Raw genomic sequence first — 26,737 nt, forward strand, 5'->3', positions numbered from 1 at the left:
GGTTCATCGCGGCTTTCCGGGGAAGGCCGCCTTGATTTTCAGAAAAAAGTATTCTGAGTCCCTAAATCCATATGCCATGCGCTTTATCACTTTGATCTTGTTGTTCACCCCTTCCAGCACACTCGTGTGCATCGGGTAGTTTGCACTCGCCAGGATCCCCCGCATATATTTCGATAAATTTCGACCAAATCGTTGCAGCGGCGCTAGCCCGCTTTCCTTCACCTGCCGCATCCAGCTCCGCCATCGTCGCCATCCTTCCCACACGCTCGGCGCATACCAGATGCCCTTCAACCCCTCTTTCAGCACGTACACCATCGCCAGCGGTTGATTCGCCGCCAACAGCTCCTGCAACTTCACATCCTGTTTTTCACTCAACTTCGCCCGATTACGTAGCAGCAACCAACGCGCACTTTTGACCACTTTTCGCGCCGGTTTATCGCTTTTCAGTGCATTCGCCTGCTCCACTCGCACCCGGTCCACCACCTCTCGGCCATAGCGAGCCACCACGTGGAACAGGTCGTAGACCACCTCCGCCTGCGGGCAGTGTTGCTTCACCTCCAGGTCGAACGCCGTGTTCATGTCCATCGCCACCGCTTCAATCTGCTGGCATCGCTCGCCGAGCTGCTCGAAGAAGGGACGGATAGCGGCCCGGCTGTTGCCGTGCCCCACCCACAGGACGCGGATTCGCTCGGCATCCATGATCACGGTGGCATAGCGGTGTCCCTTGTGCAGGGCAAACTCATCCATCACCAGCCGCCGCACCTCCCCAAGTTCGATGGTGCCCACACTGGTCTGCAAACGGCGCTTGTCGATCTCCTTGATGGTGTGCCAACCGACCCCGGTGAGCTGGCTGACATGGCGGATGGGGAGGTACTGAACGAGCGCTTCAATCCAGCACTGCATGCGCCGGGTGAGGCGGGAGCCAGAGGGGAGCCAGTCGATATGTTCACTGACGCGACCACAGCGCAGACAGTCGACGCGGCGAACAGGCAGTTGTAACCAGACTTGTCGGTCAAATAGGTCTCGCTCACGCACCCGGCGGATACGTTGGTCGTGGATCAATGGCGTGGGTTGCAGGCATCGGCGACAACGGGGCAACAGGTCGGCGCGAGGCTCAAGGGTAAACAGGGTGTGATGGTTGGCAGAAAGCGCTTGGGCGATGACGGTATAACCTGGCCAGAAGGAGGCAATATCAATATGATGCACGGCGACAGCAGGGTGATGGTGGTGGTGTGTTTGGAGACAGCCAGTTTACCAGCACCCTGTCTGTCAACTTCCACTTCCCCAAGATCCCGCGAAGAACCTGAAAAAAGGCGCCATCCAGCCGGAGGCGCCAAACACATTCAGATGACAGACTGGGTCAAACCGGTGAGATTTGAGCCCCTCTTCCCGCAGAGGAAGAAACACAACACCACAATCGCAGTCGAAAGACTCACTAAAAACACATGTAAACCAACACGTAGTAGAAAATGTGAGCCATATGACGACTGATTGCTGGGCGAATTATGTTTATTCACTGGTCGACCCGCAACCGACAAATTATAATGCGCCCCATTAGAAAAACTCATCGTCGGCTGGTGTCATGTCTCGTCGTTTACCCCCGCTCAATGCCCTCAAGGCCTTTGAAGCAGCGGCTCGTCACTTAAGCTTTACCCGCGCAGCAGAAGAGTTGTTTGTGACTCAGGCTGCCATCAGTCACCAGATCAAGGCGCTGGAGGAGTATCTTGGCATCAAGCTGTTCCGCCGCAAAAACCGCTCCTTGTTGTTGACCGAAGAGGGGCAGGGCTATTTCCTGGATATCAAGGACATCTTTGCCTCCATCTCTGAGGCGACCGACAAGCTGCTGGCCCGCAGTGCCAAGGGGGCGTTGACTGTCAGTTTGCAGCCGAGTTTCGCTATCCAGTGGCTGGTGCCGCGGCTGGTCAAGTTCAGCGAGCGCCACCCCGATATCGACGTGCGGATCAAGGCGGTCGATCTCGACGAAGGGTCGCTCACCGACGATGTGGATGTGGCCATCTACTACGGGCGCGGAAACTGGCCGGGTCTGCGCTCGGACAAGCTGCATACCGAATACCTGATCCCGGTCTGTTCCCCCTTGCTGCTGACCGGGCCCAAACCGCTGCGTACGCCGCAAGATTTGACTCTTCATACCCTGCTGCACGATACCTCCCGCCGCGACTGGAAGGCCTGGTTCCGCCAGCTCGATATCGATGCCCCCAACGTCAATCAGGGGCCCATCTTCAGCCACTCCACCATGGTGATCCAGGCGGCGATCCACGGCCAGGGGGTGGCGCTTGGCCACAGCGTGCTGGCACAACCCGAGATTGAGGCCGGCCGCCTTATCTGCCCGTTCGAGCAGGTGCTGGTGAGCAAAAATGCTTTCTATCTGGTGTGCCAGGAGCAACAGTCGGATCAGGGCAAGATCGTGGCCTTTCGCGACTGGATGCTGGAGCTGGTGGAGCAGGAAGAGGCGCGTCGCAGGGCAAGGCTCGCCGATGCCTGATGTGATCCGCGAGGGGGCAATTGATGCCCCCGTTCGCATTTTGCTGGCCCACGGGGCAGGCGCGGGGATGGATCACCCCTTTCTTGCCGAGTTGTCATGTCTGCTGGCCGGGCCGGATATCGAAGTGGTGCGCTTCAACTTTCCCTACATGACAAGGCGTGCACAGGATGGCAAGCGCCGCCCGCCTGACAGGGCGCCTGTGCTGCTCGCCCATTGGCACGACATGATCCGCGAGTTTGCCCATCCACGACTGTTTCTGGCGGGCAAGTCGATGGGCGGGCGGATGGCGGCGGAACTCTATCGTGAAGGCGAGGGTGAGATGAATGCTGCAGGATTGCTCATTCTCGGGTATCCTTTCCACCCTCCGGCCAAGCCCGACAGCTGGCGAGGCGAGGTACTCAAGCATATTGCAGTGCCAACTCTGCTGTTGCAGGGGGAGCGCGATACCTTCGGTAGTCGCGCCGAACTGGCCGATTTCCCCTTCTCACCCGCCGTATCGGTCCATTGGTTGACCGATGGTGATCATGGTTTCAAACCGCGTAAAGCCAGTGGCGTGAGTGAGCAGGAGAATATGCAGCATGCAGCGGCGGCCATCAGCCATTTTGTGGCCCGGCATGGATAGCAGAGAGGGTTGGTTTGATTGCCAGCCGTGATGAGAGAGGGAGAGTGAGGATGCAGATCCATCGACATTGGCTGATACTAGCCGGTCTCTTCGGGTTGACTGCCACCATGCTGGGGGCTTATGGCGCCCATGGATTGGCGGCGACCGGCATTACGCCCGAGCGTCTGGCGGCGTTCAATACCGCCGTGCAATATCAGTTTTTTCACGCATTGGCCCTGCTGGTTCTGGGCTGGTGTGGTGTGCGCAGCAAGGTGATCCACCTGGCTGGCACCGCTTTTGTGCTGGGGATCATCGGATTTTCCGGCAGTATTTACGCCATGGTGCTGCTTGGCAGCAAGGGGCTGGGGTTGATTACCCCGGCCGGTGGCCTCTGTTTTATGTTGGGATGGACGGCCCTGATCTGGGCCGGCTGTCGTCTTGGAGGAAAAAATGAATAATCTGCTGCTTTATTGCCGCCCCGGTTTTGAGAAAGAGGCGGCTGCAGAGATCACCGAGCGTGCCGGTAACATGCAGTGCTACGGTTTCGCCCGGGTCAAGGACGACAGCGGTTATGTGATCTTCGAACTGTATGACGAGGAGCAGGCGGACCTGCTGGCTCGCAAGCTGCCATTCCGGGAGCTCATCTTCATCCGTCAGATGCTGGTGGTCACCCATGAGCTGAAGGATCTGGATGTCGCGGACAGGATCTCCCCCATCCTTGAGGCGGTGAGTGACTACACCATTTGCGGCGATCTGCGGGTCGAAACCGCGGACACCAACGAAGCGAAAGAGCTGTCAGCCTTTTGCCGCAAGTTCACCGTGCCGCTGCGTCAGGCGCTGCGCAGCAACGAGATCCTGACCAAGAAGGAGACGCCGAACCGTCCGGTGTTCCACGCCTTCTTTATGGCCAATGATCATGTCTTGCTGGGTTACTCCTACTCGTTCAACAACTCCGGATTCCACATGGGGATCCCGCGCCTGCGCTTCCCGGCCGATGCACCGAGCCGCTCCAGCCTCAAGCTGGAAGAGGCGTTTTACGTGTTCGTGCCGCGTGAAGAGTGGGATGTGCGTCTCTGCTCCGGCATGAAGGCGGTGGATCTGGGCGCCTGCCCGGGTGGCTGGACCTATCAGCTGGTGCGCCGTGGCATGATGGTGACGGCGGTCGACAACGGCATGATGGCCCAATCCCTGATGGATACCGGTCAGGTCAAGCATATCCGGGATGACGGTTTCGTCTGGCGTCCGAGCAAGAAGAACACCTACTGGCTGGTGTGCGACATGGTCGATAAACCGGCTCGGGTCGTTCACATGATTGCGGACTGGTTCCGTGAGGGTGACTGCCAGGAGGCGATGTTCAACCTCAAGTTGCCGATGAAGAAGCGTTATGCCGAGTCGGTGCACAATATCGAGGTATTGCGCGAGATGCTCAAGGAGATCGACAACGCGTTCGTGATCCAGGCCAAGCAGCTCTATCACGATCGAGAAGAGATCACCGTGCATGTTTACAACAAGTACTGGGTCTCCAAACTCGAGCCCAAGGCGTGATGTAGCAGTTCTGCCCGTACGATAAATACCAAGGCCGACAGGGAAACCTGTCGGCCTTTTGCTATGCGGCTGCCGGAAAATATCAGAAACGGTAATCGAGGCGCAGGGAGGATTCGTCGTCGGTCACCTTGATCTCTATCTGCAGCGGGATGGTTTTGTCGACCGGATTGAACTGCATTTTGATGCCATCCCCTCTCAGTCTGATTGCCGTATGCAGTCCACCGGCTTTGAATTTGACCTTGGGTCTGAAGCGTTCAATTGACAGACTGATACTCTTTTCCGGGGTCAGATTGAGCTGCGGGTAGGAGGTGATCTTTTGATTACCAAAGTTGTCGGTGGAGACTTCAATACCAAACGACAGGGGGTTGGGCGCCTTGAGCAAGTCGTTGGTATCCAGGCTTGAACGCCATACCTCGGTGGCAGTCCGTTTTTCCTGCTGTGGCAGTTTGGCGATTTGGGTTGATTGGGCCGGTTCGAAGGCACTGGCAGTGCCACAAACCAGCATCAGACCCGACACCAGATAGCACCCGTATCCCTTCATGAAAAACACTCCCTGTTCTTCTTCTCTATTGAACATAGTTGCTGTTTGGGGAGTGGCAAAGGATTCGGAAATATAAAAAAGGGAGCCTATGCTCCCTTTTAAAATCAATTGGTTAGCTTACAGGCGATCGATGATGGCTTGGGTGAATTCGCTGGTGGAAGCCGTGCCACCCAGATCACGGGTGACCCGATCTCCGGATTCGATGGTAGCTCGTACCGCCTCGCGGATCCGTTCTGCTTTATCCTGCATGCCGAGGTATTCCAGCATCTGAATGGAGGCAAGGATCACCGAGGTCGGGTTGGCGATATTCTTGCCAGCTATGTCAGGCGCAGAGCCGTGGACCGCTTCGAAGATGGCCGCGCCATCGCCGATGTTGGCGCCGGGCGCCATGCCAAGGCCGCCGACCAGACCGGCGCAGAGATCCGAGAGGATATCGCCGAACAGGTTGGTGGTGACCATGACATCGAAACGCTCCGGGTACATCACCAGGTTCATGCAGGCGGCATCGACGATCATCTCTTCGCTCTGGATATCCGGGTAGTGGCTGGCGATGTCACGTGCCACTTCGAGGAACAGGCCGGAGGTCGACTTGAGGATGTTCGCCTTGTGGATGATGGTGACCTTCTTGCGCTCTTCCTGACGGGCCAGCTCGAAGGCGAACTTGACGATGCGCTCGGCCCCTTCGCGGGTGATGATGCTCATCGCCTCGGCACTCTTGTTGTCATCACTGCGCTTCTGACCTGCACCCGAGTACATCCCTTCGGTGTTTTCACGCACCGTGATGATGTCGATGTTGTCGTAACGGCTTCTGGTGCCCTTGAAGGAGATGACCGGACGCACGTTGGCGTAGAGGTTGAACTTCTTGCGCAGGGAGACGTTGATGGAGGTAAAACCGCCGCCGACCGGTGTGGTCAATGGCCCTTTCAGGCTCACCTTGTTCTTCTCAATCAGATCCAGGGTAGCCTGGGGCAGCAGCTCGCCATGCTTCTCGAGGGCAACCAGACCCGCATCAGCGTATTCGTACTCAAAGTCACAGCCCGCATGGGTCAGGATCTGGATGGCTGATTCAATGATGCTGGGGCCGATGCCGTCGCCGGGGATCACGGTAATTTTTCTTTTGGACATGAGAGGGTTCCACTTCCAGGGTATAGGGGAGGATGGGGCTGCTTTATAGCATTTACTCAGCAAACCAACCACATTCCTTTACATTCTACTCACTTTTATCAACAGCGAGGGTGAGTCTCGTCATGGTTCACGCCCTTGCCTGCATTTTTGTTCGGCACTTTAGTCTGGCTGGGGCGGGTAGCGGATGTCCCGCAGGTTGAATCCCAGCGGAATATCCTGCTGCAAGCGCACCAGCCGCTGGGCCAGCAGGGCCTCATCCTGATGTTGGCGCAGTTTGATCAGTGGCTTGGCAGCGTCCTCTTGCTGGCAGGCTTCGAGCATGGCTGCCAGATTGCCATATTGTTGCAACAGCTGGGTGGCGGTCTTGGGGCCGATCCCCGGAACCCCCTTGATATTGGAACCGCTGATACCGGTCAGGGCCCAGAAGTCGACCAGCTGAGCAGGGGCTACCCCATATTGCTGCTGGACGAAGGCCGCATCCAGCCAGCGCTTGTTGAAGTAGTCGCGCACCCGGATCTGCGGGCAGATCAGTTGGCAGAACCCCTTGTCGGTGGAGATGATGGTCGCCTGATGGCCGTGGCTGGCGATGCCGCTGGCGAGGGTTGCGATAAGATCATCCGCTTCATCGGTCTCGGAGAGCAGGGCGTCGACCCCGCACTCCCAGAAGGCATCCTGCAGGGTCGCCAACCCCTCACGCAGTTCGGGGGGCATGGGAGTTCGCCCCTCCTTGTAGGCCGGATAGACCTCTTTGCGCCAGCTATGCACCTCGCCATCAAACACGGCAATGACATGGGTTGGCTCGCTATTGGCCAGCAGCTTGCGGCAGGTATTGATAAGGTTGGCGCGGGTTGCAACCAGCGCCTGGGCAGGGGGCAGTGCCTGCTGGGCCTGTACCGCGTGCAGACGGCGAATGAGGTTGAGGGCATCGATGATGAGCAGGTGTGGCCGGATAGTTGACATGGGGCACTCTTGGCGGTCGGGACGCCCCATTGTAACAAACCGCTCGCCTTATGGGGGATTGATGGCGGTTGGGAAGGCATAGCGCCAATAAAGAGGGGCGCCGATGCGCCCCTCTGTCGATGATGTATCTGTACCCTAGCGGACGATTTCGTAGCAGGGCACATACTGGCTGCCCGGCAGCTTCATCCGCTGCTGCTTGACGAAGCTCTCCAGCAGCTTGTCCATCAGGTGCATCAGCTCCTTGTCGCCGTGCAACTTGAAGGGGCCCTCCTTCTCGATGGCGCGAATGCCCCCTTCCTTGACGTTGCCGGCGACGATGCCGGAGAAGGCACGACGCAGGTTGGCGGCCAGCAACTGGGGCGGCTGGTTGCGGTGCAGATCCAGACTGGCCATGCTGGCGTGATCCGGTTCGAAGGGGAGCTGGAACTCTGGCTCAATCTTGAGGGACCAGTTGAAGGAGTAGGCATCGCCGACCGATTTGCGGTATTCGCGGATTTTCGGCATCGCCTCTTTCATCACCCGGGCCACTTCCGGCGCATCGCCGACAATGATCCGGTAGAGTTTGGTCGCCGGTTCACCAAGGGTCGCCTTGATGAAGTCGTCGATAGCACGGAAGTAGTCGGCACTCTCTTTCGGGCCGGTCAGGATGATGGGCATCGGCTGCCGCTCGTTGGCCGGATGCATCATGATGCCGAGCAGATAGAGCAGCTCTTCGGCGGTGCCGACCCCGCCCGGGAAGATGATGATGCCGTGACCAAGGCGCACGAAGGCTTCCAGCCGTTTCTCGATATCCGGCAGGATCACCAGTTCGTTGACGATGGGGTTGGGCGGTTCGGCCGCAATGATGGAAGGCTCCGTGAGGCCGATGTAGCGCCCGTTGCGCACCCGCTGTTTGGCATGGCCGACGGCGGCCCCTTTCATCGGGCCCTCCATGGCACCCGGGCCACAGCCGGTACAGATGTTCAGCTCACGCAAGCCCAGTTCGCTGCCCACGGCGCGGGTGTACTGGTATTCGATCTCGTTGATGGAGTGGCCACCCCAGCAGACGATCAGGTTGGGATCGGCGCCGGGCAGGATCACCTTGGCGTTGCGCAGGATGGCGAACACCACATTGGAGATATGAGTGGAGTTGGTCAGATTGACCTGGCGGTTGGACTCGAGCTGATTGGAGACATAGAGAATGTCGCGCAGCACCGAGAAGAGGTGCTCCTGAATGCCGCGAATGATCTCGCCATCGACAAAGGCGTGTTCGGGGGCATTGAACAGTTCCAGCTTGACCCCGCGCTCGCGCCGGATCACATGAATATCGAACGATTTGAAGCGCTCCAGGATCTCCTTGGAGCTGTCGGTATGGCTGCCGGAATTGAGCACTGCCAGCGAGCAGTTGCGAAACAGTTGATAGATATCGCTGGAGGCAGTCTGCTTGAGGCGATCCACCTCAAGCTGTGACAGCAAATCCATGCTGCCAACGGGATTGATGTGCGTAATCATAGGTTCCCCTTTACTCACTTGTTATCGTTGTGTTTTTCCCTGGGGAGAAAAGGGGACGCTATGTTGCATCCCCTGAGATCGATAGTAGTGGTAACAGAGGGTGGAGGGAAATAGGGCGACGACTGTTCGCTGTTTTTTTAGCCGCTTGTTAGGCCAGTGTCACTTGATCCCGACCGGTGTGCTTGGAGTGGTAGAGCGCCTTGTCCGCCCGCTCGAACACATCTGACGGGTTGTCCCCATCCTTGAACAGGGTTGCGCCGATGGAGATGGTGATCTCCACCTTGGCATCGCGAAAACGGAACGGGATGCTCTTGATGGTCTGGCGCAGGGTCTCCAGCGGCTTCTGGAACTTGTCCGGGTTGATGTTGGGCAGCAACACCACAAACTCTTCCCCACCAAAACGGGCGATGAAGTCGGTGTCACGCAGCGCGCTCTGCAGCGCTTTGGCGACCACTTTCAGTGCCTTGTCACCCGCCATATGGCCGTAGTTGTCATTGATATTCTTGAAGTGATCGATGTCGATGATCGCCATGCAGAGCGGAGTGCGGTAACGAAGCCAACGTTTGTACTCCTGCTCCAGCCGTTCATCGAGGGCGGCCCGGTTGTGTACCTGGGTCAGGCTGTCGAGGAACAGCTTGTGTTTTTGAATGGTCAGCCGCTTCTTGTACTCGGCGGTCTCCTCCTTCATCAAGCGCAGCTTGGACTCCATGGTGGAGAGGCGGGTAAGCAGGTGACGCTCCCGCGCCGCCGTGCTGTCACGCTCCTGCAGCAGCAGGTTGATGGCTCCCATATGGCCGGAGATGGCGCGCTTGAGCGCATCGATGGAGTTATGGCTGGCCAGAGAGTGATCGATCGCCTGCAACTCGTTGACCAGCGCCTCGCGGGTCTCGCGGGTTTCGTTTTGCAGCGCACGCCCCTCATCGAGGGATTCGGTAAAGCCGACATGTACCGCGGAGAGGCTCTCGTTGAGGGAGCTGAGAAAGGCGCGGGAGGCTTTACGCTCCTCACGGGTGCCTTCGATGATGAGCTCGATCACCTGCAGGCAGGTTTCCGCCAGCAGGGCAGGGTTGATCCCGATCAGCAGCTGGCGGCGAATGTCGCTCAGGCTCTCGCCGATGGCGCCGGCAAAGTCGAGTTCGGTGATAAGCCGCTGCAGCTCATCGGCGATGCGAGCGTGATCCTTTAGATCAAACGGGTCTACATCGGGCTGGCCATCGTTGCTGGCAGTATCGCTTTCTTGTTGAGTTGCACTTGACTGTGTCAACAGGGGCTGGCTTGGCAGCAGCTGGATCTTGATCGCCTGCTGGTAGAACTCCAGCAGCTTGATCACCTTCTTCTGGTGATCGGCAATGCCGTAACCGACCGGACTTGCCAGAAATTCCTTGAGGGACTTGCGGGTCTCTTCCGGGAAGCCCTTGATGGTTTTCAGCTGTTTGGAACCAAGATCGATGGCAGTTTGAGTCAGGGTGATCGACTCTTCCAGCGCATTGCTGTGCTGCTGCAGCAATTTTTCAATGGCCAGCAGATCCTCGTCTAGCGCGGTAAATGCGGGATTGTTATCCAGTTTCTGCTTGAGCTTGGCGAAGCGATTGTCCAGTTCGCGGTCGAAGCCACGGCAGGAGAGCATCAACTTGTTGATAAACTGGATACCACGGGCACGCTCTGCATCGGAAAACGACAGTACGCCGTCGAGTTCCAGCTGTTTCTGCTGAAGGGATTCCCTGAGTCTTGCCAATTGTCCTGCTACGGCAGCGATGTCATTCATTATCAGGTCGCCTTGTTGTCATTATTGTTTTTGGTGTTGGATAGCAACAGTGGTCGAACCTGGTTTCGATCCTCGCCTGTTATCTACATTATTTCCTGGTGGTTATCGGCTGCCGGCTTCCTTGCAAGGCTGGGCCAATTAACCCATTGCTTTTCATGAGAAGAATTGACTTTTACCAGTCCCTTGTCAATTGCCATCAGGCCGCATTGCCACACATCTCCATTAAAAAATGCCGCTTGTTGGCAATCGATCGCCGCGAGCTCCAACCAGGCGTTTTGCTGGCATTTTTCACTGAGCTGAATGGCTCCCGACAGGGCGAGATAACAGAGGTCAAACAGGCCATTGTGATCGAGCGCGGTCGCCGCTTTCGGCAGGAAGGGGTGACTGACAATCCCGAGGCTGATCTGGCGATCCAGCGGATAGTTGCAAGGGAAGGCGGCGATGGCGGTCAGCAGGTCTCCCGCCAGTTGATGCAGGTTGGTGACGTGACGCTGTGGCACCACATAGAGCATGTGTCCTTCACGCAAGTCATAGATACGGCCATCTTGCGGGGTTAGGGTGTCCATATAGGCACCGAAGGCCTGCTCGATTTCTCTGCTGGCCTGATAGCCGTGGCGCTCCAGCGTATTGACCAGGAAGGGGACCCGGAACAGCAGATAGTGCAGCTTGTCATCGAACTCGCTGGAGGGCTGCTCGCTGAGGTACCAGCGATCCGATTTCAGCTGGCGCTTTGCCATCTCCCGCGGCCAGCGGTTCATTAGCCGCTGCCAGTTGGCCAGACCCGAGCGTGGCTCGATCAGCAGGGCCTCATTGGTCCGTTTCAGTTGCAGGCGGGCAGTACGCAGCTTGAGCCAGAGGGTGAAGAAGAGGTAGATAAAGAGCGCCAGCAGCAGGCTGGTGGTGATACTCGACCAGAGATAGCGCTCCTGCTGATGCTGGCTGTTGTTAAGCCGCTGCTCCAGCTCCTTGATATGTTGCACCCGCTCGACCTGAACATAGTTGTCACGGATCGCCGCTTGCTCCATGGCCTGCTCCTGCTGGCGCACCTCCTCGCCAAGACGGTGGAAGCGCTTGTAGCTGTCGAGTGCCTGACGCAGATACCCCTTCTGCTCGTAGGCAAGCGACAACAGGCGGAATACCTCGTACTGACGGCGGGTATCGCCGAGCTGATTGGCCAGCGCGCGGGCGTTCTCCAACTGCAGAATGGCGATGGCGGCCTCCTGTTTCTTCAGATAGAGCTCGCCGAGCAGTAGCAGGGTATCGATCAGCGGCTCTTTGGCATCGCTCAGCTCGTGGGACTGACGGGCCGCATTGAGGTAGTTGCTGGCCAGCGAGAGGTTGCCGCTTTGCAGGTAGGTTTTGCCGATTTCGTATTTGAGCAGGGAGGCTTGTGGTCGGTTGCTCCCCTCATCGAGCAGATCCAGCGCATTGAAGAAGTAGACCAGCGCCATATTGAGGTCGCCCTGCTCGCGGTTGAGTCGCGCCAGCACCATCAGGGAGTCACACAGCAGGGAGGGGTTGCCGATGGAGTGGAAGTAGTTGGCCGCCTCATTGGCATACTGCAGCGCTTTCTGGGGCTCCTGCTCCTGCTGGTAGAGTTTGACTATCTGGTTCGACAGTAGGCCGAGAAAGAGTGGGTCGTTGAGGCTTTTGGCCTGTTGCTGGGCATCGATATATTCCCCCAGCGCCAGCTGTGGCTGCTGCAGCGCGCGATAGAGGTCGCCGCTGATGGCGCTGACCCAGGCACTGGCGAGGGGATTGGGGGTCTTGGCGGCCCAGATCCGCGCATCTGCCAAGTGGGCCTTGGCATCATCGAAGTGCTGGTTCTCGATGTCGTAGCTGGTGCGTTGCAGGCGGCCATAAATCTGGAGCTGGCTCTGCTTGAGCGTGGGGACGGCCAACTGTTCGTCCAGTTGATCCATCAGGGCGCGGCTGGTGCTCTGGTTATCCGGTTTGAGGGCCTGACTGCGGATCTTGAGATAGAGGCCGTGGGCCTTGAGTTCCGGTTGCCGCTCTTTGTCTGCCAGCGCCATCGCCTTGTCGAGCGCTTGCTGGGTGGCTTGATATTGACCCAGTTGCAGCAGACACTCCCCTTTGAGCAGATGGGCGCCGATGGTCTGGGCCGCCGTGCTGTAGCTCAGGATGGGTTCGCGATAACCGAACTCCTGGCGATTACTGATGATTTGCTGGGGATTATTGGCTGCGCGCGTCAGGAAGGCGGTGGTGATCTGGACGCATCTGGCAGGATCGGTCAGTACCATCGATTGCGCTTGTTGCAGATCGATAGAGAGTTGCTCCTTGTCCAGATCCAGATTCGGAGCTGACAGGGAGGACATCATCATGGCCAGAAAAAACAGTTGATTCATTGGATTAAGGACGGCGCAGAGGTGTTGGCATGTTATCCAAGCCCCCCCCTGCGAGTCCAGCGTTTACTGTGGTTTGCTGGTGGCCGGCAAGTGGGTTTCGTCTGGATTTTATTATCCAGCACCCTTATCACAGCTGCGTAAAGCATCGATCGAAACCTTTTGCCAGTCATGGAGGGCGGTGCGACTGCCCTCTCTGTCGCAACTCGACTTTATTGGCGGATCAGACGCAAGTTGGCGGGCACGGCTTCGAAATCGGAGCGGAACGGGTTGATGTCGAGGCCGCCGCGGCGGGTATAGCGGGCATAGACGGTCAACTGCTCAGGCTGGCAATAGTGCTTGAGGTCGATGAAGATGCGCTCGATGCACTGCTCGTGGAACTCGTTGTGTTGGCGGAACGAGATGAGGTAGCGCAGCAGCTTCTCCCGATCGAGTTTCGGCCCCTTGTAGCGGATCACCACAGAGCCCCAGTCGGGCTGGCTGGTGACCAGACAGTTGGATTTGAGCAGGTGGCTGTGCAGGGTCTCCTCGACCAACTCGCTACCGGCTGCCCCTTGCAGTAGGGACGCATCAAACTCGTAATTGTCTACCTCGATATCCTGCTCATCAATACACTCGCCGGGCAGCAGGGCAATCTGGTGCGGCGCCTTGTCTAGGGGGAACAGGGTCACCTTGACGGTCTCACCCGCACAGGCACTCAGATCCTTGGTCAGCGTGGCGGCGACTGCCTCGATAGAGTCGCAACGGGTCTGGTTGAAGGAGTTGAGGTAGAGCTTGAAGGATTTGGATTCGATCAGGTTCGCACTGGTGGCCGGGATGGTCACTTCACCCACCGCCACCATCGGCTTGCCCTTGGCATTGAGCCAGGAGAGCTCATAGAGGGTCCAGACATCGCAACCGCTAAAGGGCAGGTCATCGCCCAGCTTGAGATCATCTCGGTTCAGGCTACGTGGAACCGGCTGCAGCAGGGAGGGGGTGTACTGGCTGATGTAATCGGATTGCTGGCCCAGGCTCAGGCCGGTCAGGGCGCTGGCCCCGGCGTATCTATCTTGTTTGCTCACAGGGTTGCTCACGTAATGTGCTCATGATGAGTGGAATGAAACGGGCCATTGCAGGGCCGGATGGTTGCAGCCGTCTGGCTTGGGCATCGGCTTCTCTGTATCCCGGGTTCTGTTTCTCGGGTCACTAGGTCGGCTGGCAACCTTGTCTGTTACCGGGTTTGGTGGTGCAATAGCGGACTTTGCCAGCAATTGTGGGGATTTTCGATGTCGGATCAAGTTTTGTCTGCCCTAGAGCACTTTTTTGCCCGCTGGCAACGGGATGGCGAGGCCAGACGAGGCCTGCCCCTGTGCGAGTGGGAGGCGGACTGGCGTTCCCCCTGCCAGCTTGGTGAGCCCGCCGATGGTCGGGTGGCCTGGCGCCCTCACCATCGCTCCGAGCCCGCCGACTTTACAGCCATGGCCGATGCCCTTGAGCTGACAATTCATCCCAGCGCCATTGCCCTGTTTGGCCACTGGTTCAGTCGCCCTATCCCCTGCCTCTTCAAGGGGCTGCGCCTTGAACTGATCTTGCCGTGGAACGACGCGGATCTCGACCTGCTCAGGGAGAACCTCATCGGCCACCTGCTGATGCTGCGCAAGCTAAAACGAACCCCCTCCATCTTTATTGCCACCACCCGCAACGAGATGACGCTCATCTCGCTGGATAACGAGAGTGGTCAGGTGTGGCTGGAGTGGCTCGACTCTGGCCGCCGTCTGCCGTTGGCGCCCTCTTTGCCGGCGTTTCTGGAACGGCTGGAGACGTTGCCACAATAGCGCCGGTTCGAGCCAAGGTTACTCATCGTGTCTAGTCCTGAAATAGGTTTACACATTTTCGGCTAGCTTTGCTCCACTCAGAACCCCCTATGTACCGCATCGGGGGTTCTGTATTTCAACGCATGATGCGGCCGCTCCTCGTTATAAATATCCACCGCTTCACGCACCATTTCCCGCGCTTGCGTCAAATCTTGCGGGCTTTGCAACAATAACTCTCCTTTCAAAATCCCGTTCACCCGCTCCGCCAACGCATTCTGGTAACAGTCATACCCATCCGTCATCGAGCATTTCACCCCGTACCGTTCATGTAATGACTGATACAGCCCCGAGCAATACTGCACGCCGCGGTCTGAGTGATGGATTAGCTCCCCGCTGCCACACCGCTGCTTCAGTGCTTTCTTGAACGCCACCGACTCTGCGTGCATTCCTTCGTGCACGTGATGGCCCACTATCTTGCGTGAGTAGGCATCCGTCACCAGGCTCAGGTACAGCGGCCCGCTCCTGGCTGGCAGATAGGTGATATCAGCGACCCAGACCTGCTCCGGGGCCACCGGTATGACCTGCTCTGGCCCCGCCTTGAGCAAGTTGGGATGACGGTAGAAACGGTGAAAACTGTGGGTGGTCTTGTGATACGCCCGCCTGGGCAGCACCAGCAGGCGGTGCTCGGCCAATATCTGAAACAGCCTGTCCCGCCCTACCTTGAGCCAGCCATCATCCTGACCCTGCAGCAGATAATGCAGCTTGCGAGTGCCCACCCGAGGTTGTCGCAGTCGAACCTGACGCACGAAGCGCACCACCTGCAATCCTTGTGCATGGCGCTCGTCGGCGACCCGATTGCGCTTGTAGTAAGCCTGCCGGCTTATCCCCAGAAACAGGCAAGCCCTGACAATGCTCAGCCTTTCGACTTGCCGCTGCGAGAGGACTTGCCGGGTCGCTTTTTTACGATGGAGACGCCGTAGTCATTCTTCAGTACATCGACGACGGCCTCAAAGAACTGGGCCTTCTGACTCATTAGCGCCAGCTGTTGCTCGAGTTCCTTGATGCGCTGTTCGGGCGTCTGGTTGTCGGGGTCAGGCATGGTGATGCTCCTGCCGGCACGCACAGAAGCCCCCTGGCTCCAATCTTGCCGACCATGTTTACGCAACCATACCAGAACGGTGGAGCGGCCCTGAATGCCATAACGCACCTGAGCCTGTTTGTAGGTGAGCTCGCCTTTTTCAATCTGCTCGACCAGTGACAGTTTAAAAGTCAGCGAGTAATCGCGCTGTGTCCGTTTCACACCTTGTCCCATCGGGTTCTCTATTTATTGGGGGGAAAGGTGTAAACCATATTCAGGACGGGACAATCGGAACGAAAAGAGCCTTGCCATGCGGCAAGGCTCTTTTTTATGGCATCGCGTACAGGGAACGCGCTTAATCCTTGAAATCCCAGGAGAGGTTGGAGACCAGACGGCAGCTGTCGCACTTGAAGTCGAAGATCTCGTGCAGCGGCGCTGCCAGCGCCCACTCACCGCCACAGCTGGGGCAGGGGCGCGCCTTCTCCTCGGCCGCGCTCAGCCCGCCCACCCGGTAGAGGTAGTAGTAGGTGGGGATGCCGCTCAGCACTTCCAGCCGCTTGGCCAGATCGGTGCCGCGCCGGTAGAGGCGGCTGCCCACTTCGCCGATTTCATGCAGCGCCGCATGTTCGGCGATGGAGCCGTTCATCTGCAACTGATCGCACGCCTCCCAATCCTCCTGCCACTTGATGATCTGCTTCTGATCGCCGTTGGCGACCGCGGGCAGTTGGTAGAGCGGAATGGGGGCGAAGTGGTCGCCACAACGCAGCGGCGAGCAGGTATGCAAAAAGCTGGTGTAGAGCAGCATCCAGCTGGGGCGCTCGCCCTGCTGGCCGCAAGGATCTGTGCTGTCGGAGAGCAGATCCGCCCCCTGCAGCTGGAGTTTGGGCGCCAGCAGCCCGGCCTGATTGAGCTGCTGTTCGGCCAGCTTGACCTGCTCGCTCTGGTTGTCGGGGTGCAGGCTATCCTGCTCCGGGCAGACCACCCGACTGACGAAATAGCCGTCATGCATGCTGGTGGGGAACTCCCGCCCGAGGATCTGGCCCTGATAACGCAGCATGTCGAGGTAGTTGACGATGGCCCGCTCGGCGTCGCCAAGGGAGGTATCGCGGTAACACTCAAAGCAGAGTTCGACGATATACATGGTTCAGCCTTGCCCCTGCTGGAGGAGCAGGTCGGTCAGGCGCTCCACCTTCTGTTCGATGCGTGCGAGCTGTTCGGCGAGTTGCTGCAGGGTGAGCTCCGGCGCTGGCTGGGGGGCTGCCTCTTGCAGGAGCTCGCTCTCGGCTGTCGCAACGGGCTGCTGCTTCCACTGGCTCAGCACTTTCAGCAGCTCGGCCATCGGCACGGGCTGGGTGAGGCGGGCCTTGATCATGGCGGTGGTGGGAGTCAGGCCCTTGGCGGCCAGCTCGTTGGCAATTCGGATGATCTCGTGGGCGGACATAAGCATGCTCTGGGTGAGAAGGAGGGATCGATATCGGGGCGGGATCTTAACCAAAGCCAGCAGGGGAGGAAAGGGGCGGGCGGCTTAGCGGGGCTGGCGCAGCATCACATCGAGCTGGTCGATCGCCTCGCACCAGTCGGAGTCATTCCACAGGGCATCGCGCAGAAAGCTGGCCTGGGCGGCGTTCCAGAAACCGGCCTCCGGCAACAGGGTTTCATTGTCGAGGTGATGGTCGTGCACAAAGCGGTGCAGGCTCAGCTCGTCGTTGGCCATCCCGAGCTGGGCAAACAGGGCTGGCAGATCGTGGACAAGGGGTTCCATCTCGTCTCTCCCTTTGTTTAATCCCTGAGATTATAGCCAGGCACAGCCATCGGGCGCAGAGACGAGATTGGGGATCAGGCAGAGGGGATGCGATGGGGTGGCAGATCAACGCCCACGACGTGCAGCCCCTGCATCTTGAGGGTGCCCTGATAGTGGCTCTCGCCATCGCTGGAAAATTCAAACTGATAGTGGGTCAGCAGCCGCAGGGGATTATGTGCCAGCTCCCGCCGATGGCGAGCCAGTGACAGCAGTTGCAGGTCATGGTGCTGGCAGTAGCGGCGCATGTATTGCCAGGCCACTTCTGCCTGTTGGCGTTGCAGCCAGAACAGGCCGGCTATGGCAATCAGCAACAAAATTCCGAGCATCTCTCCCATAGGCGGGCTTCCTTATCGTGATGTCGATAACCGGGAGTCCTGCTCGGCACTCCCGATCTCCTTTTCTATATTCCCGCCGTGTTGCCTCGTGGCGTGAGGGGGAGGCGAGGGATCAGGCCGAGGCAAACAGACGGCCTATGGCCTTGCCCAGCGCATCGCTGCGGTCGGGGTCGCGCAGTCTGGCCAGCATATCATTGCGCAGGGCCGGTAAAGTGACCAACTCGGCAAAAACCTGATTGAAGAACTGGGTCGGTTGTAGCGCCAGCTGTTCCAGATAGTGGCTGAGCAGATTGGCATCTTTCAGATCGGGCCAGAGCCGGCCAGCGATGGCGAGCAGCAGCGCCGGGCTTGGCTGGGTTTGCAGCAGGGTCAGCAGCTTGTTGGTGCGCAAAGTGCTGCCGGGGCAGGAGGCCATGGCGCGGCAGAGGTAGGCCAGGGTCTCAGGGTTGGGGGCGGCGCACTCCTGCTCCTTGCCGATCCGCTCAAGCAGAGCGCCTTGTACTGCTGGCGGCAGCGGGGCGTTTTCAAGGCTCTGGCAGAGGGCATAGAGCGGCTCTTGCGGCAGTTTGGGCAGCGCCTTGCAGATCAGCGCCAGATTGCGCTCATCATGCAGCCGTTCGGCCAGATCGGCAAAGCCCTGCAGCCCCAGCGTTTGCCAACCGGTGTCGTTGGGGGCGGCCAGATAGTGGCAGAGGGCATCGTAATAGGCAGAAGGGGCCTGTTCCAGCTGGCGCGCCAGTTTGGCGTGCAGACTGGCCATTTTTGCCTCCGCCGGGCGGAAGGTGTAGGGATTGTCGGCCAAGCGCTGGGCTTTTTCCTCGTCCAGATCGCCGGTGAGCTTGTAGCCCAGGGTCTCCACCACCTGATCCATGAACAGCTTGGGGCCATTTGACATCAGCAGGCCGCGCTCATCGAGGGCAAACTTGAGGAACCAGAGGTAGTGGCGAGACTCGCTCGGCTGGAAGAAGTGCACACCCAGCCAAGCGTGCTGTTGCAGCGGCCAGGGATAGGGCTCCTGCTGCTGTTCGATGCGCACAAAGGTATCGCTTGCCAGTGGCCGCACCTGGCGGCCCATGTCAAACAGCTGGAACTGGGTGCCAGCCTGAGTCAGAAATTCGGTCAAGGTATTGATGGCAGTAGGCGTCGCAGACATGGTGAGATCCGGCTAATGGTGATGCGGGCCGATTATAAGGCCCTTGCCGAGGATAGCCAGTGGCAGCAGACGCGCGTTGCGGCAGCTATCAACATGGCAGCCATGCGTGGGGAGGTGTATAGTATCGCCCTTTTTTAACGGCGGCAGGCCGCGCTGGTTGCCGTGTATGTCGTTGACCCGGCTGAACCGCCGGTGCTGTGCGACTGAATTTATCGGCATCCTGGCTGACCCTGTCGGGTCGGCGGATCAATTTGTGGTTATGAGGAAGAGAGCGAGATGAATCAATATTTGCTGGTAGCTGGCCTGTTGGGGGAACTCACCGCCGAGTTGCAGCGCCTTGAGCGCTGGCAAGCTGACCATCCCGGTGACGAAGCCCTGGCAAGCACCCTGCCTTTTTGTGTCGATACCCTGAGCTTTGATCAGTGGCTGCAGTTCGTGCTGATCCCGCGCATGGAGCAGCTGGTGATGTTGCAGGCGCCGTTGCCCACCAGCGTCTCCCTTTATCCCATGGCCAGCGAAGTCTACAAAGAGGATCTGGCCGAAGCAGAAGCGCTGCTGCGCCTGATCGCCCGCTTCGATCTGCTGCTTTCCGGCAAAGTGATCGAACAATGATGCCAGATCAAACCCGAGAAGAGAGTGACTTGAAGCTGACCCTGCTCTATCAGGATGAGTGGCTGGTGGCGGTCAACAAGCCGTCCGGTCTGCTGGTGCACCGCAGTTGGCTCGACAAGGGCGAGACCCGTTTTGCCATGCAGATGACCCGGGATCTCATCGGCGGCCGCCATGTCTATCCGGTGCATCGCCTCGACCGACCCACCTCCGGTGTGCTGCTGTTTGCGCTCGATCCGGTGATTGCCCGCGCACTCACCGAAGCCTTCACCCAACGTCAGGTGCACAAGGAGTATCTGGCATTGGTGCGTGGCTGGGCGCCCGAGCAGGGGGTGATCGACTATCCCCTCAAGGAGCAGTTGGACAAGATTGCTGATGCCATGAGCAACCCGGATCGTCCGGCGCAGGATGCCGTCACCACCTTCCGGCGCCTGCATCAGGTCGAGCTGCCCCACGCGGTCTCCAAGAAGCACCCCACCAGTCGTTACAGTCTGGTCAGATTGTTCCCGAAGACCGGCCGCAAGCATCAGCTGCGCCGCCATATGGATCACCTGTTCCATCCTATTGTGGGCGACACCACCCACGGGGATGGGCGCCACAACCGTTTCTTTCGCGAGCACTTCGGCTGCGAACGGCTGCTGCTGGTGGCCCGCACCCTGACCTTTACCCATCCGGTGCTCAAAGTGCCGATGCGGATCCAGGCGCCGCTCGGTCAGGATGTGTTGCGCCTGTTTGCCGAGCTGGGCTGGCCCGCCAGCGAGAGCGACTACTAAGCGCCTGATCCTCAGCCCTGAACCGGTGGCATCTGACGCCAGCTTGCTGATAGAGTTGCTCAAAAGAGTGACTCAAACAGGGAGAGGAGAATGGCGCAGATCGATATCGTGGTAGGAACTGTCTACGGCGCAGCCATGCTGGTGGCCGAGACCTTGGCAGATGAGCTGGAACGCAAGGGGCATCACTGTACCCTGCACGAAGAAGCACGGCTGGCGGACATCGACCCCGGCCGTTTTTTATTGCTGGTCAGTGCCACCACCGGGCAGGGGGACATTCCTCCCAATCTGCAGCCCTTTGCCAGCGAGCTGGCTGACAAGGCGCCCTGGCTCAAGGGGCTGCGGTATGCCCTGATTGCCATGGGCGACAGCAGCTATGACCATTTTTGTGGCGCGGGCCGTCGGCTGGACGGATTGCTGCAAGAGCTGGGGGCCACGCGAGTGATTCCCCCGCTGGAGCTGGATGCTACCGTGCACGATGAACCCGAACAGGTGGCACTCAGCTGGCTGAAAAAGTGGGATATTCAGCCCTGAATATTCTCTGAAATAGAGCCATATCAATCCCCTGATCTTTAACCGACAGGGGATTGTTATTTGTGAACTGTCATTTCTCATATGTTCCCAGAAATTATCTCTGTTGTTATTTTATTTTTTCTCTTTTGAGTCCTCTTTCGTGTGGAAATATGTACATAGTTCTTTCTAAATAGTTCAATCGCTGAAAGCGATTTCAATCATGTTTTTAAAGAATTGTGGAGCTAATGAGACATTTCTTGATGGCTTATATTTTTGTTGGTATCGCTTTCAAGTGGTTTTTTATTGCCTTAAATCTGTTATTTGGGGTTTTATTTATGCTGGTTTGTTGTTTTTGAGGGTTTTTTTTATGCTTTTTGTGGTGGCTTGGCAATGGGTGTTCATTTTGTGAGTGTTGTCATATCACCCAGCTGGCATGCTCCATATAATCGCATCTGCTTGTCACTTGGATATATCTACTGGCTAAGCCTTGATTATTAGGACATCACTCATCCTCAGCGGGAAAAGGAAAATGACAATGAATGCAAAATGGCTTCCGATAGCTGCCGCAGTAAGTATGGCGCTCTCTTCCGGTGTTGTTGTTGCTGCTGACGCAGATAATGGTTGGGAAGTACATGGTTATGGTCGTCTGGGTGGTCAATGGAATGGCGATGGCGCCAGCAAAATGAACACCTTGGGGAAACAGGACTACCGTACTGTGACCTCTATGGATGAAAATGCCAACCAGGTCGAGTTGTCTGTAAAAAAGAAATTTGAAGGCAAAAATGGTGTAAAGGGTGAATTTGTCACACGCGCCGAATATGGGAATCAGAATGCAGGTGACACAGGCTATTTTGTTTCCTCAGAAGGCTCACTGCAGACAAATCGTGATGATGCCCAATTTGAAATGAAAGAAGCCTATGTGGAGCTGGCTGGTTTTGATTTCCTTGATAAGGATACCAAGATTTGGGCCGGTCAACGTTATTTGAACCGTGAACAAGGGATCTTGACCAAAGAGTTCTGGAAGCAATCTTCAGGTGTCGGTGCTGGTTTCCAGAATGGTGGTTTTGGTATGGCCGTGGTATCAGCTGATGATGCAGGCCAAGTTCGTTATGGAGACGAAAAAGATTGTGACGGTGACGGTAAGCCTGATGCTAATAACTTCAAATGCACCAGTTCCGTTCGTACTGCTACTTCTTTGAATATTTTTTATTACGGCTTGGCGGCACTAGGTGGTACCTTTGATTTTGACCTGAAAGGTATGAAGCAAGCTAATACCGATTCAGATGCCATATCAAACAAAGATTCGGTTACCGGAAAATATACTAAAAATGCAGACACCGGTGTTGGTGCCTCTATTGCCTATAACCGCGATTATTATGGTTTTAAAGGTTGGTCCAAAACGGCTATCGCTTATGGCGAAGGTATGGCCTCCAATCGTGGGGTTAACTTCGGTTCCTGGAACGGTGGCTTTGGTAAAGACTCCAGCGCGCTGTTCTTCACCTCTTATGGTGTTGCCGAAGTGGCTCCTCGCTTGCAGCTTGGTAGTGAACTGACTTACTGGGCTCCACAGCATGTAGACTGGGGTGGCGATCTCGACGTTGCCCGCACCATCTTTGCCCTGCAGCCATCCTATAAGGTCAATGACAATCTGCGTTTGATCCTTACCGGTTCCTATGCGAACGAGAAAGTTGAAGATCAGAATGGTAAAGCACAGTGGGGTCGTACGGATGTAAATACCCAGTTCTATGCTTTGGAAGTAGCTACGGCATTCACTGTTGATGCAGACTACTGGGGACGTCCACAGATCAAACCCTTCGTGACCTGGGTGAAATCGAGCGATGAAAATGCCTCTGGTGCGATCAGCATTGACTCCACCAAAGACAACGGCAAGCTGTCTACCTCACAAGTGTTCTTCGGGGTTGAAGCTGAAGTATGGTTCTAAGCTGATTCTCAGCTAACAGTAAAAGAAGCGGCGCATGTTCATGCGTCGCTTCTTGATTTAAAGGAATAGCTATTATGAGACGTAACACGAAAGTGGCAGTGATCGTGGCTGGAGTTCTGCTGTTGGGTGGGTGTGCCAGTCATAGCTCACAGTCAATTCCGGATTCTGGATTCGCTACCTTGATGGCGTCTCCCGCATGTTGCACGGATTTTGCTCAGATGCCCCTTGATGCATTGCCAGATGATGACAGCACTCTGGAAGTAGTCTTGGATTCTTCTTCGCCTGTATTTGACTTCAATGATGGCAAGTCTTACTTCAAAGCCTTTCAGCTGCCCAAGCAGCGTAGCCAAATAGATATCACGCTTAAGTCTTATTTCACTGATAGCATTATGTTGCCAAGTGTGCTTTTTTTAGACAAAAATCTAAGGGTTATAAAAGAAGTCAATGCTGAGCAATTCCAGCTCGTTTATGGCAGCATCGGTCGTCGCATTTCCCTGGATAGCCATATTACCTTAGACCAAGCGTCATCTGGCCAGCAGGCTGAGTTTATGATTATCAAGGCGGACCCCAAAAGTCGTCAAGGTGAGACTAAGGTAATGTCTGCGGCAAGAAAATGGGCAAAGGAGACTGGCTTGGCTGAGCCGGTAGAAGCTGATCCTGTGTTCTCACACAGCATGTCTGGTAATTTAGCTCTGTCGGTGCGTTCATCTGGCCAGCTCTTGAGTTCAGGGCAGGTAATGTCATTAGGTGCAGTGCAAAACCAGTCCATCACTCCCTCACCTCAGCCTACCGTAGGCAATAGCAAAAGTGCCATCGTGTTACCAGCATCAACTTCAGCACCTGCCATGCTGAGTGAAACTGAAGCCTTCTATCAGAGCCAGATCGAAAAAGCGGTCAAGGCGGGGGATATCGACAAGGCGATGAAGCTGGTGAACGAGGCTGAACGGGCTGGTTCAACCAAAGCAAAAAGCGTGTTTATTGATGCGGTCAAGCGGTCGCAAAAATAGAGTAATACGACCCTTTGTTGGTCAGATATATTTGTTGAGGCCTCCCTTGTTGGAGGCCTTTTTAATCGGTAGACTGTAATAAATAAAAATCAAGTTGTTACGTTTGGTTGCAATTTGTTGCCGTTTGATGTAAACGGCATTATTAAAATACAAAGTGAAACTGCTATTTATATGTCTTTGTAATAGAGTGATAATGCGGATTATTAACTTATATTAGATGCGTTTTTAGCCGCTAAACAAGTTGTGATCTTCCCTCCAAATTCAATATTCCCCCGCCTTCGAAAGCAGCAATTTATGACCCGCTGGGTTATATTCTGATGGTCAAAATAAACAAGCCCGACTCGAAGATATCTGAATGAATCAGTCCTTATTTCATCCAGATAGATCGTTCAGGGACGACAATCCATTCAGGAGCGCACACAATGTTCAAAAATGCTTTCTCTAATCTGCAAAAGGTTGGTAAGGCGCTGATGCTGCCAGTATCAGTCTTGCCAGTCGCAGGTATTCTGCTGGGGGTGGGTGCTGCCCACTTCAGCTGGATGCCGGAAATTGTCTCCCAATTGATGGAGCAAGCCGGTGGTTCCGTATTTGGCCAGATGGCCCTGCTGTTCGCAGTAGGTGTTGCTCTGGGCTTTACCAATAACGACGGTGTATCCGGTCTGTCAGCCATCGTTGGCTACGGCATCATGGTCGCAACCCTGAAGGTCATGGCACCTGTGATGGGTGTTGAAACCATCGAAACCGGCGTGCTGGGTGGTATCCTGGCCGGTGGTATCGCTGCCTGGGCGTTCAATCGCTTCTACAAGATCCAGCTGCCAGAGTACCTGGGCTTCTTCGCGGGCAAACGTGCCGTACCCATCATCACCGGTTTCCTCTCCATCGGTCTGGGTGTGATCCTGTCCGTGATTTGGCCGCCAGTGGGTGGCGCCATCGGTGCCTTCTCTGACTGGGCTGCCAACCAGAACCCGGTACTGGCCTTCGGTATCTACGGCGTGGTTGAGCGCTCCCTGATCCCGTTCGGTCTGCACCACATCTGGAACGTACCGTTCTTCTATCAGGCTGGTACCTGCGTCAACGGTGCCGGTGAAACTGTTCACGGTATCATGACCTGCTTCCTGACTGCTGATGACGCGTCCCGCGCTGCCGGTAACGGCTTTGGTCAGCTGGCTGGTGGCTACCTGTTCAAAATGTTCGGTCTGCCTGCTGCTGCGTTCGCCATTGCTCACGCTGCCAAGCCGGAAAACCGCGCCAAGATCGTTGGTATCATGGCCTCTGCAGCCCTGACCTCTTTCCTGACCGGTATCACCGAGCCGATCGAGTTCTCCTTCCTGTTCATCGCTCCGGTTCTGTACGCCATCCACGCTGTACTGGCTGGTCTGGCTTATGTGCTGACCAACTCTCTGGGTATCGTACACGGTCACACCTTCTCCAACGGCTTCATCGACTTCGTAGTGCAATCTCCGCGTGCCGACAACATGCTGCTGCTGGTTGGTCTGGGTCTGGTTTACGCGGCCATCTACTACGTCGTATTCAGCTTCGTTATCCGTGCCATGAACCTGAAAACTCCGGGTCGTGAAGACGAGACTGCTGAAGAGGCCGTTGGCCAAGGCAAAGACGAGATGTCTGCTGCTCTGGTTGCCGCCTTCGGTGGTAAAGAGAACATCGCTTCTCTGGATGCCTGCATCACCCGTCTGCGTGTTGGCGTGAAAGATGTTGCCAAGGTTGACCAGGCTGGTCTGAAGAAACTGGGGGCTGCCGGTGTGGTAGTGGCTGGTTCCGGCGTTCAAGCCATCTTCGGTACCAAGTCCGACAACCTGAAAACCGACATGGACATCTGGATGAAGAGCAACTAATTCTGTTGCCTGAATATCAGCGTGTTTGAAGAGGGAGGCGAAAGCCTCCCTCTTGCTATTTGTGACTTTGGATAGTGCGAGTCGCTGTAGCCGACATTCCGCACCTGATTTAGGAATAAATTTGCCGATAGCGCTCACCCAATACCTCCAAAATGATCTGCTGGTCTCCTGTTAGCTCCGTTACTTGTGGCGGAGCTTCTCCCAGTCGATATTCATGGATGCCACCAAAGCGCAAAAAGATCCAACGGGCCGTCGGCTGCTGGGTCGGTTTCTTTTTCATATCCGCCACACTGCGATTCTGCTCCACTAATCCCTGCCGGATCCGGTGCTCCAACGCTGCGTAAATCATCAGGCTACAGGTCATCACCATGAGCAACGCTTCAATCCGCTCCGGCTTTTTCAGGTACAGTGAGGAGGTTAAAAACTCCGGGCTCTTGAGAAAACGAAAGCCCCGTTCGACATTCTGCTGCGCTTTATAGGTGGCCAAAAGTTCGGCCATGGTCAGCGTATCGCTGTGGTCATTGGTCGCCAGGATGAACACCCCGGTCTGGTTGCGGGCCTCTTCAACGCAAGCCAGGCTAGTTGCCGCCAACCCAGTGATTTGAAACTGATGGCCAATTGGCTCTTCGCCACGCTTGGGTCTGCCACGTCCTGTATAAACGGGTTCACCTACCACTTCGGCATCCAGTTGCAGCAGCATCAAGCTGGCGGTAAAACAGCTCAACTCAGCTTGGGCATCCGCCTCACAAGCAAAGCGTCGGGCACACAATTTGGCGAAGGCTTTGAGCTCGCGGGTACTGTCTTTGAGCAGGTTTTTGGCCAATGTCTGCTGCTCGCGGTGGCTGGCTTGTTCGCTGCGCACCAGCAACCAACGTTGCGCGACCCCGGCATAATTCGCGTGTTGCCAACGGCCATGATAGCCATTGCCCAGAGCGGTCAGCGGTTGTGCACCTATGGTTGCCACGGCCTGCTTTGCCTCATTGAGAGTG

25 protein-coding genes and 1 pseudogene are annotated in these 26,737 nt (G+C 56.7%); 11 read left to right on the forward strand and 15 right to left on the reverse strand.

The window, feature by feature from the left end; translation table 11 throughout:
• Positions 1-3: 3 nt before the first annotated feature.
• A complete protein-coding gene (locus AB5Y97_RS20505) occupies positions 4-1,206 on the reverse strand; it encodes an ISL3-like element ISAeme19 family transposase (protein ID WP_368157222.1) in 1,203 nt (400 codons plus the stop codon).
• A 376-nt stretch (positions 1,207-1,582) separates the two neighbouring features.
• Between AB5Y97_RS20505 and AB5Y97_RS20510 the strand changes: the two genes are divergently transcribed.
• Genes AB5Y97_RS20510 through rlmM form a run of 4 tightly spaced genes read left to right on the forward strand, consistent with a single transcriptional unit; the run spans position 1,583 to position 4,649 of the window.
• Positions 1,583-2,503 (forward strand): transcriptional regulator GcvA, encoded by a 921-nt coding sequence (locus AB5Y97_RS20510; protein ID WP_005338622.1) that lies wholly within the window; start codon positions 1,583-1,585, stop codon positions 2,501-2,503.
• Positions 2,496-3,125 carry an alpha/beta family hydrolase gene (locus AB5Y97_RS20515; RefSeq protein WP_201945709.1) on the forward strand — a complete coding sequence of 210 codons (630 nt, stop codon included), beginning with the start codon at positions 2,496-2,498 and terminating at the stop codon, positions 3,123-3,125. Before AB5Y97_RS20510 ends, AB5Y97_RS20515 begins: the two co-directional genes overlap by 8 nt.
• A gap of 50 nt (positions 3,126-3,175) precedes the next feature.
• A complete protein-coding gene (locus tag AB5Y97_RS20520) occupies positions 3,176-3,562 on the forward strand; it encodes a DUF423 domain-containing protein (RefSeq protein ID WP_075115000.1) in 387 nt (128 codons plus the stop codon).
• The gene (rlmM, locus tag AB5Y97_RS20525; protein ID WP_005338617.1) at positions 3,555-4,649 is read left to right on the forward strand and encodes a 23S rRNA (cytidine(2498)-2'-O)-methyltransferase RlmM; all 1,095 of its coding nucleotides are present in this window, start codon (positions 3,555-3,557) and stop codon (positions 4,647-4,649) included. Before AB5Y97_RS20520 ends, rlmM begins: the two co-directional genes overlap by 8 nt.
• Positions 4,650-4,731: 82 nt before the next feature.
• Here rlmM and AB5Y97_RS20530 read toward each other — a convergent pair whose 3' ends face one another.
• From AB5Y97_RS20530 to queF, 7 genes are all read right to left on the reverse strand, one after another.
• Positions 4,732-5,190: a hypothetical protein gene (locus AB5Y97_RS20530; RefSeq protein ID WP_201945708.1), complete on the reverse strand. Its 459-nt coding sequence runs from the start codon at positions 5,188-5,190 to the stop codon at positions 4,732-4,734.
• A 117-nt stretch (positions 5,191-5,307) separates the two neighbouring features.
• Positions 5,308-6,315 (reverse strand): isocitrate dehydrogenase, encoded by a 1,008-nt coding sequence (locus tag AB5Y97_RS20535; RefSeq protein WP_201945707.1) that lies wholly within the window; start codon positions 6,313-6,315, stop codon positions 5,308-5,310.
• Between the two features lie 159 nt (positions 6,316-6,474).
• Positions 6,475-7,275 carry a flap endonuclease Xni gene (gene xni / locus AB5Y97_RS20540; RefSeq protein ID WP_368158910.1) on the reverse strand — a complete coding sequence of 267 codons (801 nt, stop codon included), beginning with the start codon at positions 7,273-7,275 and terminating at the stop codon, positions 6,475-6,477.
• 135 nt (positions 7,276-7,410) lie between these two features.
• On the reverse strand, positions 7,411-8,766 hold the full coding sequence (gene ppnN, locus AB5Y97_RS20545) for a nucleotide 5'-monophosphate nucleosidase PpnN (protein WP_201945706.1): 1,356 nt from the start codon (positions 8,764-8,766) through the stop codon (positions 7,411-7,413).
• A 148-nt stretch (positions 8,767-8,914) separates the two neighbouring features.
• A complete protein-coding gene (locus AB5Y97_RS20550) occupies positions 8,915-10,531 on the reverse strand; it encodes a diguanylate cyclase (RefSeq protein ID WP_368158912.1) in 1,617 nt (538 codons plus the stop codon).
• An 83-nt stretch (positions 10,532-10,614) separates the two neighbouring features.
• On the reverse strand, positions 10,615-12,897 hold the full coding sequence (locus AB5Y97_RS20555) for a hypothetical protein (protein WP_005338609.1): 2,283 nt from the start codon (positions 12,895-12,897) through the stop codon (positions 10,615-10,617).
• 209 nt (positions 12,898-13,106) lie between these two features.
• A complete protein-coding gene (queF, locus tag AB5Y97_RS20560) occupies positions 13,107-13,955 on the reverse strand; it encodes an NADPH-dependent 7-cyano-7-deazaguanine reductase QueF (RefSeq protein WP_103251883.1) in 849 nt (282 codons plus the stop codon).
• 204 nt (positions 13,956-14,159) lie between these two features.
• Here queF and syd point away from each other — a divergent pair, with 204 nt between their 5' ends.
• Positions 14,160-14,708: a SecY-interacting protein gene (syd, locus tag AB5Y97_RS20565; RefSeq protein ID WP_103251878.1), complete on the forward strand. Its 549-nt coding sequence runs from the start codon at positions 14,160-14,162 to the stop codon at positions 14,706-14,708.
• Positions 14,709-14,785: 77 nt separating this feature from the next.
• Here the strand turns inward: syd and AB5Y97_RS20570 are convergent.
• The 6 genes from AB5Y97_RS20570 to AB5Y97_RS20595 all read right to left on the reverse strand — a co-directional run bounded on the left by AB5Y97_RS20570 (position 14,786) and on the right by AB5Y97_RS20595 (position 19,054).
• Positions 14,786-15,999 (reverse strand): IS3 family transposase gene (locus tag AB5Y97_RS20570; protein WP_368158915.1). Its coding sequence is split into 2 segments (ribosomal slippage): positions 14,786-15,651 and positions 15,651-15,999, totalling 1,215 coding nucleotides; the frame shifts between segments, so codons are not numbered across the junction.
• A 121-nt stretch (positions 16,000-16,120) separates the two neighbouring features.
• The gene (locus tag AB5Y97_RS20575) at positions 16,121-16,906 is read right to left on the reverse strand and encodes a Zn-ribbon-containing protein (RefSeq protein WP_368158917.1); all 786 of its coding nucleotides are present in this window, start codon (positions 16,904-16,906) and stop codon (positions 16,121-16,123) included.
• A 3-nt stretch (positions 16,907-16,909) separates the two neighbouring features.
• On the reverse strand, positions 16,910-17,206 hold the full coding sequence (locus tag AB5Y97_RS20580; protein WP_201945700.1) for a hypothetical protein: 297 nt from the start codon (positions 17,204-17,206) through the stop codon (positions 16,910-16,912).
• A gap of 84 nt (positions 17,207-17,290) precedes the next feature.
• Entirely contained in the window at positions 17,291-17,527 is a 237-nt protein-coding gene (locus tag AB5Y97_RS20585) for a DUF2789 family protein (RefSeq protein ID WP_005338602.1), read from the reverse strand.
• Positions 17,528-17,601: 74 nt separating this feature from the next.
• Entirely contained in the window at positions 17,602-17,901 is a 300-nt protein-coding gene (locus AB5Y97_RS20590; protein WP_005349738.1) for a DUF3301 domain-containing protein, read from the reverse strand.
• A 112-nt stretch (positions 17,902-18,013) separates the two neighbouring features.
• The gene (locus tag AB5Y97_RS20595) at positions 18,014-19,054 is read right to left on the reverse strand and encodes a DUF3549 family protein (protein WP_103251461.1); all 1,041 of its coding nucleotides are present in this window, start codon (positions 19,052-19,054) and stop codon (positions 18,014-18,016) included.
• 276 nt (positions 19,055-19,330) lie between these two features.
• Between AB5Y97_RS20595 and AB5Y97_RS20600 the strand changes: the two genes are divergently transcribed.
• The 6 genes from AB5Y97_RS20600 to ptsG all read left to right on the forward strand — a co-directional run bounded on the left by AB5Y97_RS20600 (position 19,331) and on the right by ptsG (position 25,748).
• On the forward strand, positions 19,331-19,666 hold the full coding sequence (locus tag AB5Y97_RS20600; RefSeq protein ID WP_005338596.1) for a YqcC family protein: 336 nt from the start codon (positions 19,331-19,333) through the stop codon (positions 19,664-19,666).
• Positions 19,663-20,436 carry a tRNA pseudouridine(65) synthase TruC gene (gene truC / locus AB5Y97_RS20605; RefSeq protein WP_335828296.1) on the forward strand — a complete coding sequence of 258 codons (774 nt, stop codon included), beginning with the start codon at positions 19,663-19,665 and terminating at the stop codon, positions 20,434-20,436. Before AB5Y97_RS20600 ends, truC begins: the two co-directional genes overlap by 4 nt.
• A 90-nt stretch (positions 20,437-20,526) precedes the next feature.
• Positions 20,527-20,967, forward strand: a complete 441-nt coding sequence (locus AB5Y97_RS20610) for a flavodoxin (RefSeq protein WP_128815494.1) — start codon at positions 20,527-20,529, stop codon at positions 20,965-20,967.
• A 514-nt stretch (positions 20,968-21,481) separates the two neighbouring features.
• Entirely contained in the window at positions 21,482-22,888 is a 1,407-nt protein-coding gene (locus AB5Y97_RS20615; RefSeq protein WP_368158921.1) for a carbohydrate porin, read from the forward strand.
• Positions 22,889-22,962: 74 nt separating this feature from the next.
• Positions 22,963-23,895, forward strand: coding sequence for a MalM family protein (locus AB5Y97_RS20620; protein WP_263717462.1), 933 nt, complete (start codon positions 22,963-22,965; stop codon positions 23,893-23,895).
• 422 nt (positions 23,896-24,317) lie between these two features.
• Positions 24,318-25,748 (forward strand): PTS glucose transporter subunit IIBC, encoded by a 1,431-nt coding sequence (gene ptsG / locus AB5Y97_RS20625; RefSeq protein WP_005338586.1) that lies wholly within the window; start codon positions 24,318-24,320, stop codon positions 25,746-25,748.
• A gap of 109 nt (positions 25,749-25,857) precedes the next feature.
• On the opposite strand, the pseudogene AB5Y97_RS20630 reads toward ptsG, so the two are convergent.
• A pseudogene (locus tag AB5Y97_RS20630) lies at positions 25,858-26,737 on the reverse strand (IS1634-like element ISAs25 family transposase); the annotation flags it as partial.

Source organism: Aeromonas sp. R10-2, from assembly GCF_040908445.1.
GTDB classification, from domain to species: Bacteria; Pseudomonadota; Gammaproteobacteria; order Enterobacterales; family Aeromonadaceae; genus Aeromonas; species Aeromonas veronii.

What these genes read in the sequence shown, in the direction of transcription:
- AB5Y97_RS20510 (WP_005338622.1), top strand. Translation starts at nt 1,583, where the DNA reads ATGTCTCGTCGTTTACCCCCGCTCAATGCCCTCAAGGCCTTTGAAGCA.
- AB5Y97_RS20515 (WP_201945709.1), top strand. Translation starts at nt 2,496, where the DNA reads ATGCCTGATGTGATCCGCGAGGGGGCAATTGATGCCCCCGTTCGCATT.
- AB5Y97_RS20520 (WP_075115000.1), top strand. Translation starts at nt 3,176, where the DNA reads ATGCAGATCCATCGACATTGGCTGATACTAGCCGGTCTCTTCGGGTTG.
- rlmM (WP_005338617.1), top strand. Translation starts at nt 3,555, where the DNA reads ATGAATAATCTGCTGCTTTATTGCCGCCCCGGTTTTGAGAAAGAGGCG.
- AB5Y97_RS20530 (WP_201945708.1), bottom strand. Translation starts at nt 5,190, where the DNA reads ATGAAGGGATACGGGTGCTATCTGGTGTCGGGTCTGATGCTGGTTTGT.
- AB5Y97_RS20535 (WP_201945707.1), bottom strand. Translation starts at nt 6,315, where the DNA reads ATGTCCAAAAGAAAAATTACCGTGATCCCCGGCGACGGCATCGGCCCC.
- xni (WP_368158910.1), bottom strand. Translation starts at nt 7,275, where the DNA reads ATGTCAACTATCCGGCCACACCTGCTCATCATCGATGCCCTCAACCTC.
- ppnN (WP_201945706.1), bottom strand. Translation starts at nt 8,766, where the DNA reads ATGATTACGCACATCAATCCCGTTGGCAGCATGGATTTGCTGTCACAG.
- AB5Y97_RS20550 (WP_368158912.1), bottom strand. Translation starts at nt 10,531, where the DNA reads ATGAATGACATCGCTGCCGTAGCAGGACAATTGGCAAGACTCAGGGAA.
- AB5Y97_RS20555 (WP_005338609.1), bottom strand. Translation starts at nt 12,897, where the DNA reads ATGAATCAACTGTTTTTTCTGGCCATGATGATGTCCTCCCTGTCAGCT.
- syd (WP_103251878.1), top strand. Translation starts at nt 14,160, where the DNA reads ATGTCGGATCAAGTTTTGTCTGCCCTAGAGCACTTTTTTGCCCGCTGG.
- AB5Y97_RS20575 (WP_368158917.1), bottom strand. Translation starts at nt 16,906, where the DNA reads ATGTATATCGTCGAACTCTGCTTTGAGTGTTACCGCGATACCTCCCTT.
- AB5Y97_RS20580 (WP_201945700.1), bottom strand. Translation starts at nt 17,206, where the DNA reads ATGTCCGCCCACGAGATCATCCGAATTGCCAACGAGCTGGCCGCCAAG.
- AB5Y97_RS20585 (WP_005338602.1), bottom strand. Translation starts at nt 17,527, where the DNA reads ATGGAACCCCTTGTCCACGATCTGCCAGCCCTGTTTGCCCAGCTCGGG.
- AB5Y97_RS20590 (WP_005349738.1), bottom strand. Translation starts at nt 17,901, where the DNA reads ATGGGAGAGATGCTCGGAATTTTGTTGCTGATTGCCATAGCCGGCCTG.
- AB5Y97_RS20595 (WP_103251461.1), bottom strand. Translation starts at nt 19,054, where the DNA reads ATGTCTGCGACGCCTACTGCCATCAATACCTTGACCGAATTTCTGACT.
- AB5Y97_RS20600 (WP_005338596.1), top strand. Translation starts at nt 19,331, where the DNA reads ATGAATCAATATTTGCTGGTAGCTGGCCTGTTGGGGGAACTCACCGCC.
- truC (WP_335828296.1), top strand. Translation starts at nt 19,663, where the DNA reads ATGATGCCAGATCAAACCCGAGAAGAGAGTGACTTGAAGCTGACCCTG.
- AB5Y97_RS20610 (WP_128815494.1), top strand. Translation starts at nt 20,527, where the DNA reads ATGGCGCAGATCGATATCGTGGTAGGAACTGTCTACGGCGCAGCCATG.
- AB5Y97_RS20615 (WP_368158921.1), top strand. Translation starts at nt 21,482, where the DNA reads ATGAATGCAAAATGGCTTCCGATAGCTGCCGCAGTAAGTATGGCGCTC.
- AB5Y97_RS20620 (WP_263717462.1), top strand. Translation starts at nt 22,963, where the DNA reads ATGAGACGTAACACGAAAGTGGCAGTGATCGTGGCTGGAGTTCTGCTG.
- ptsG (WP_005338586.1), top strand. Translation starts at nt 24,318, where the DNA reads ATGTTCAAAAATGCTTTCTCTAATCTGCAAAAGGTTGGTAAGGCGCTG.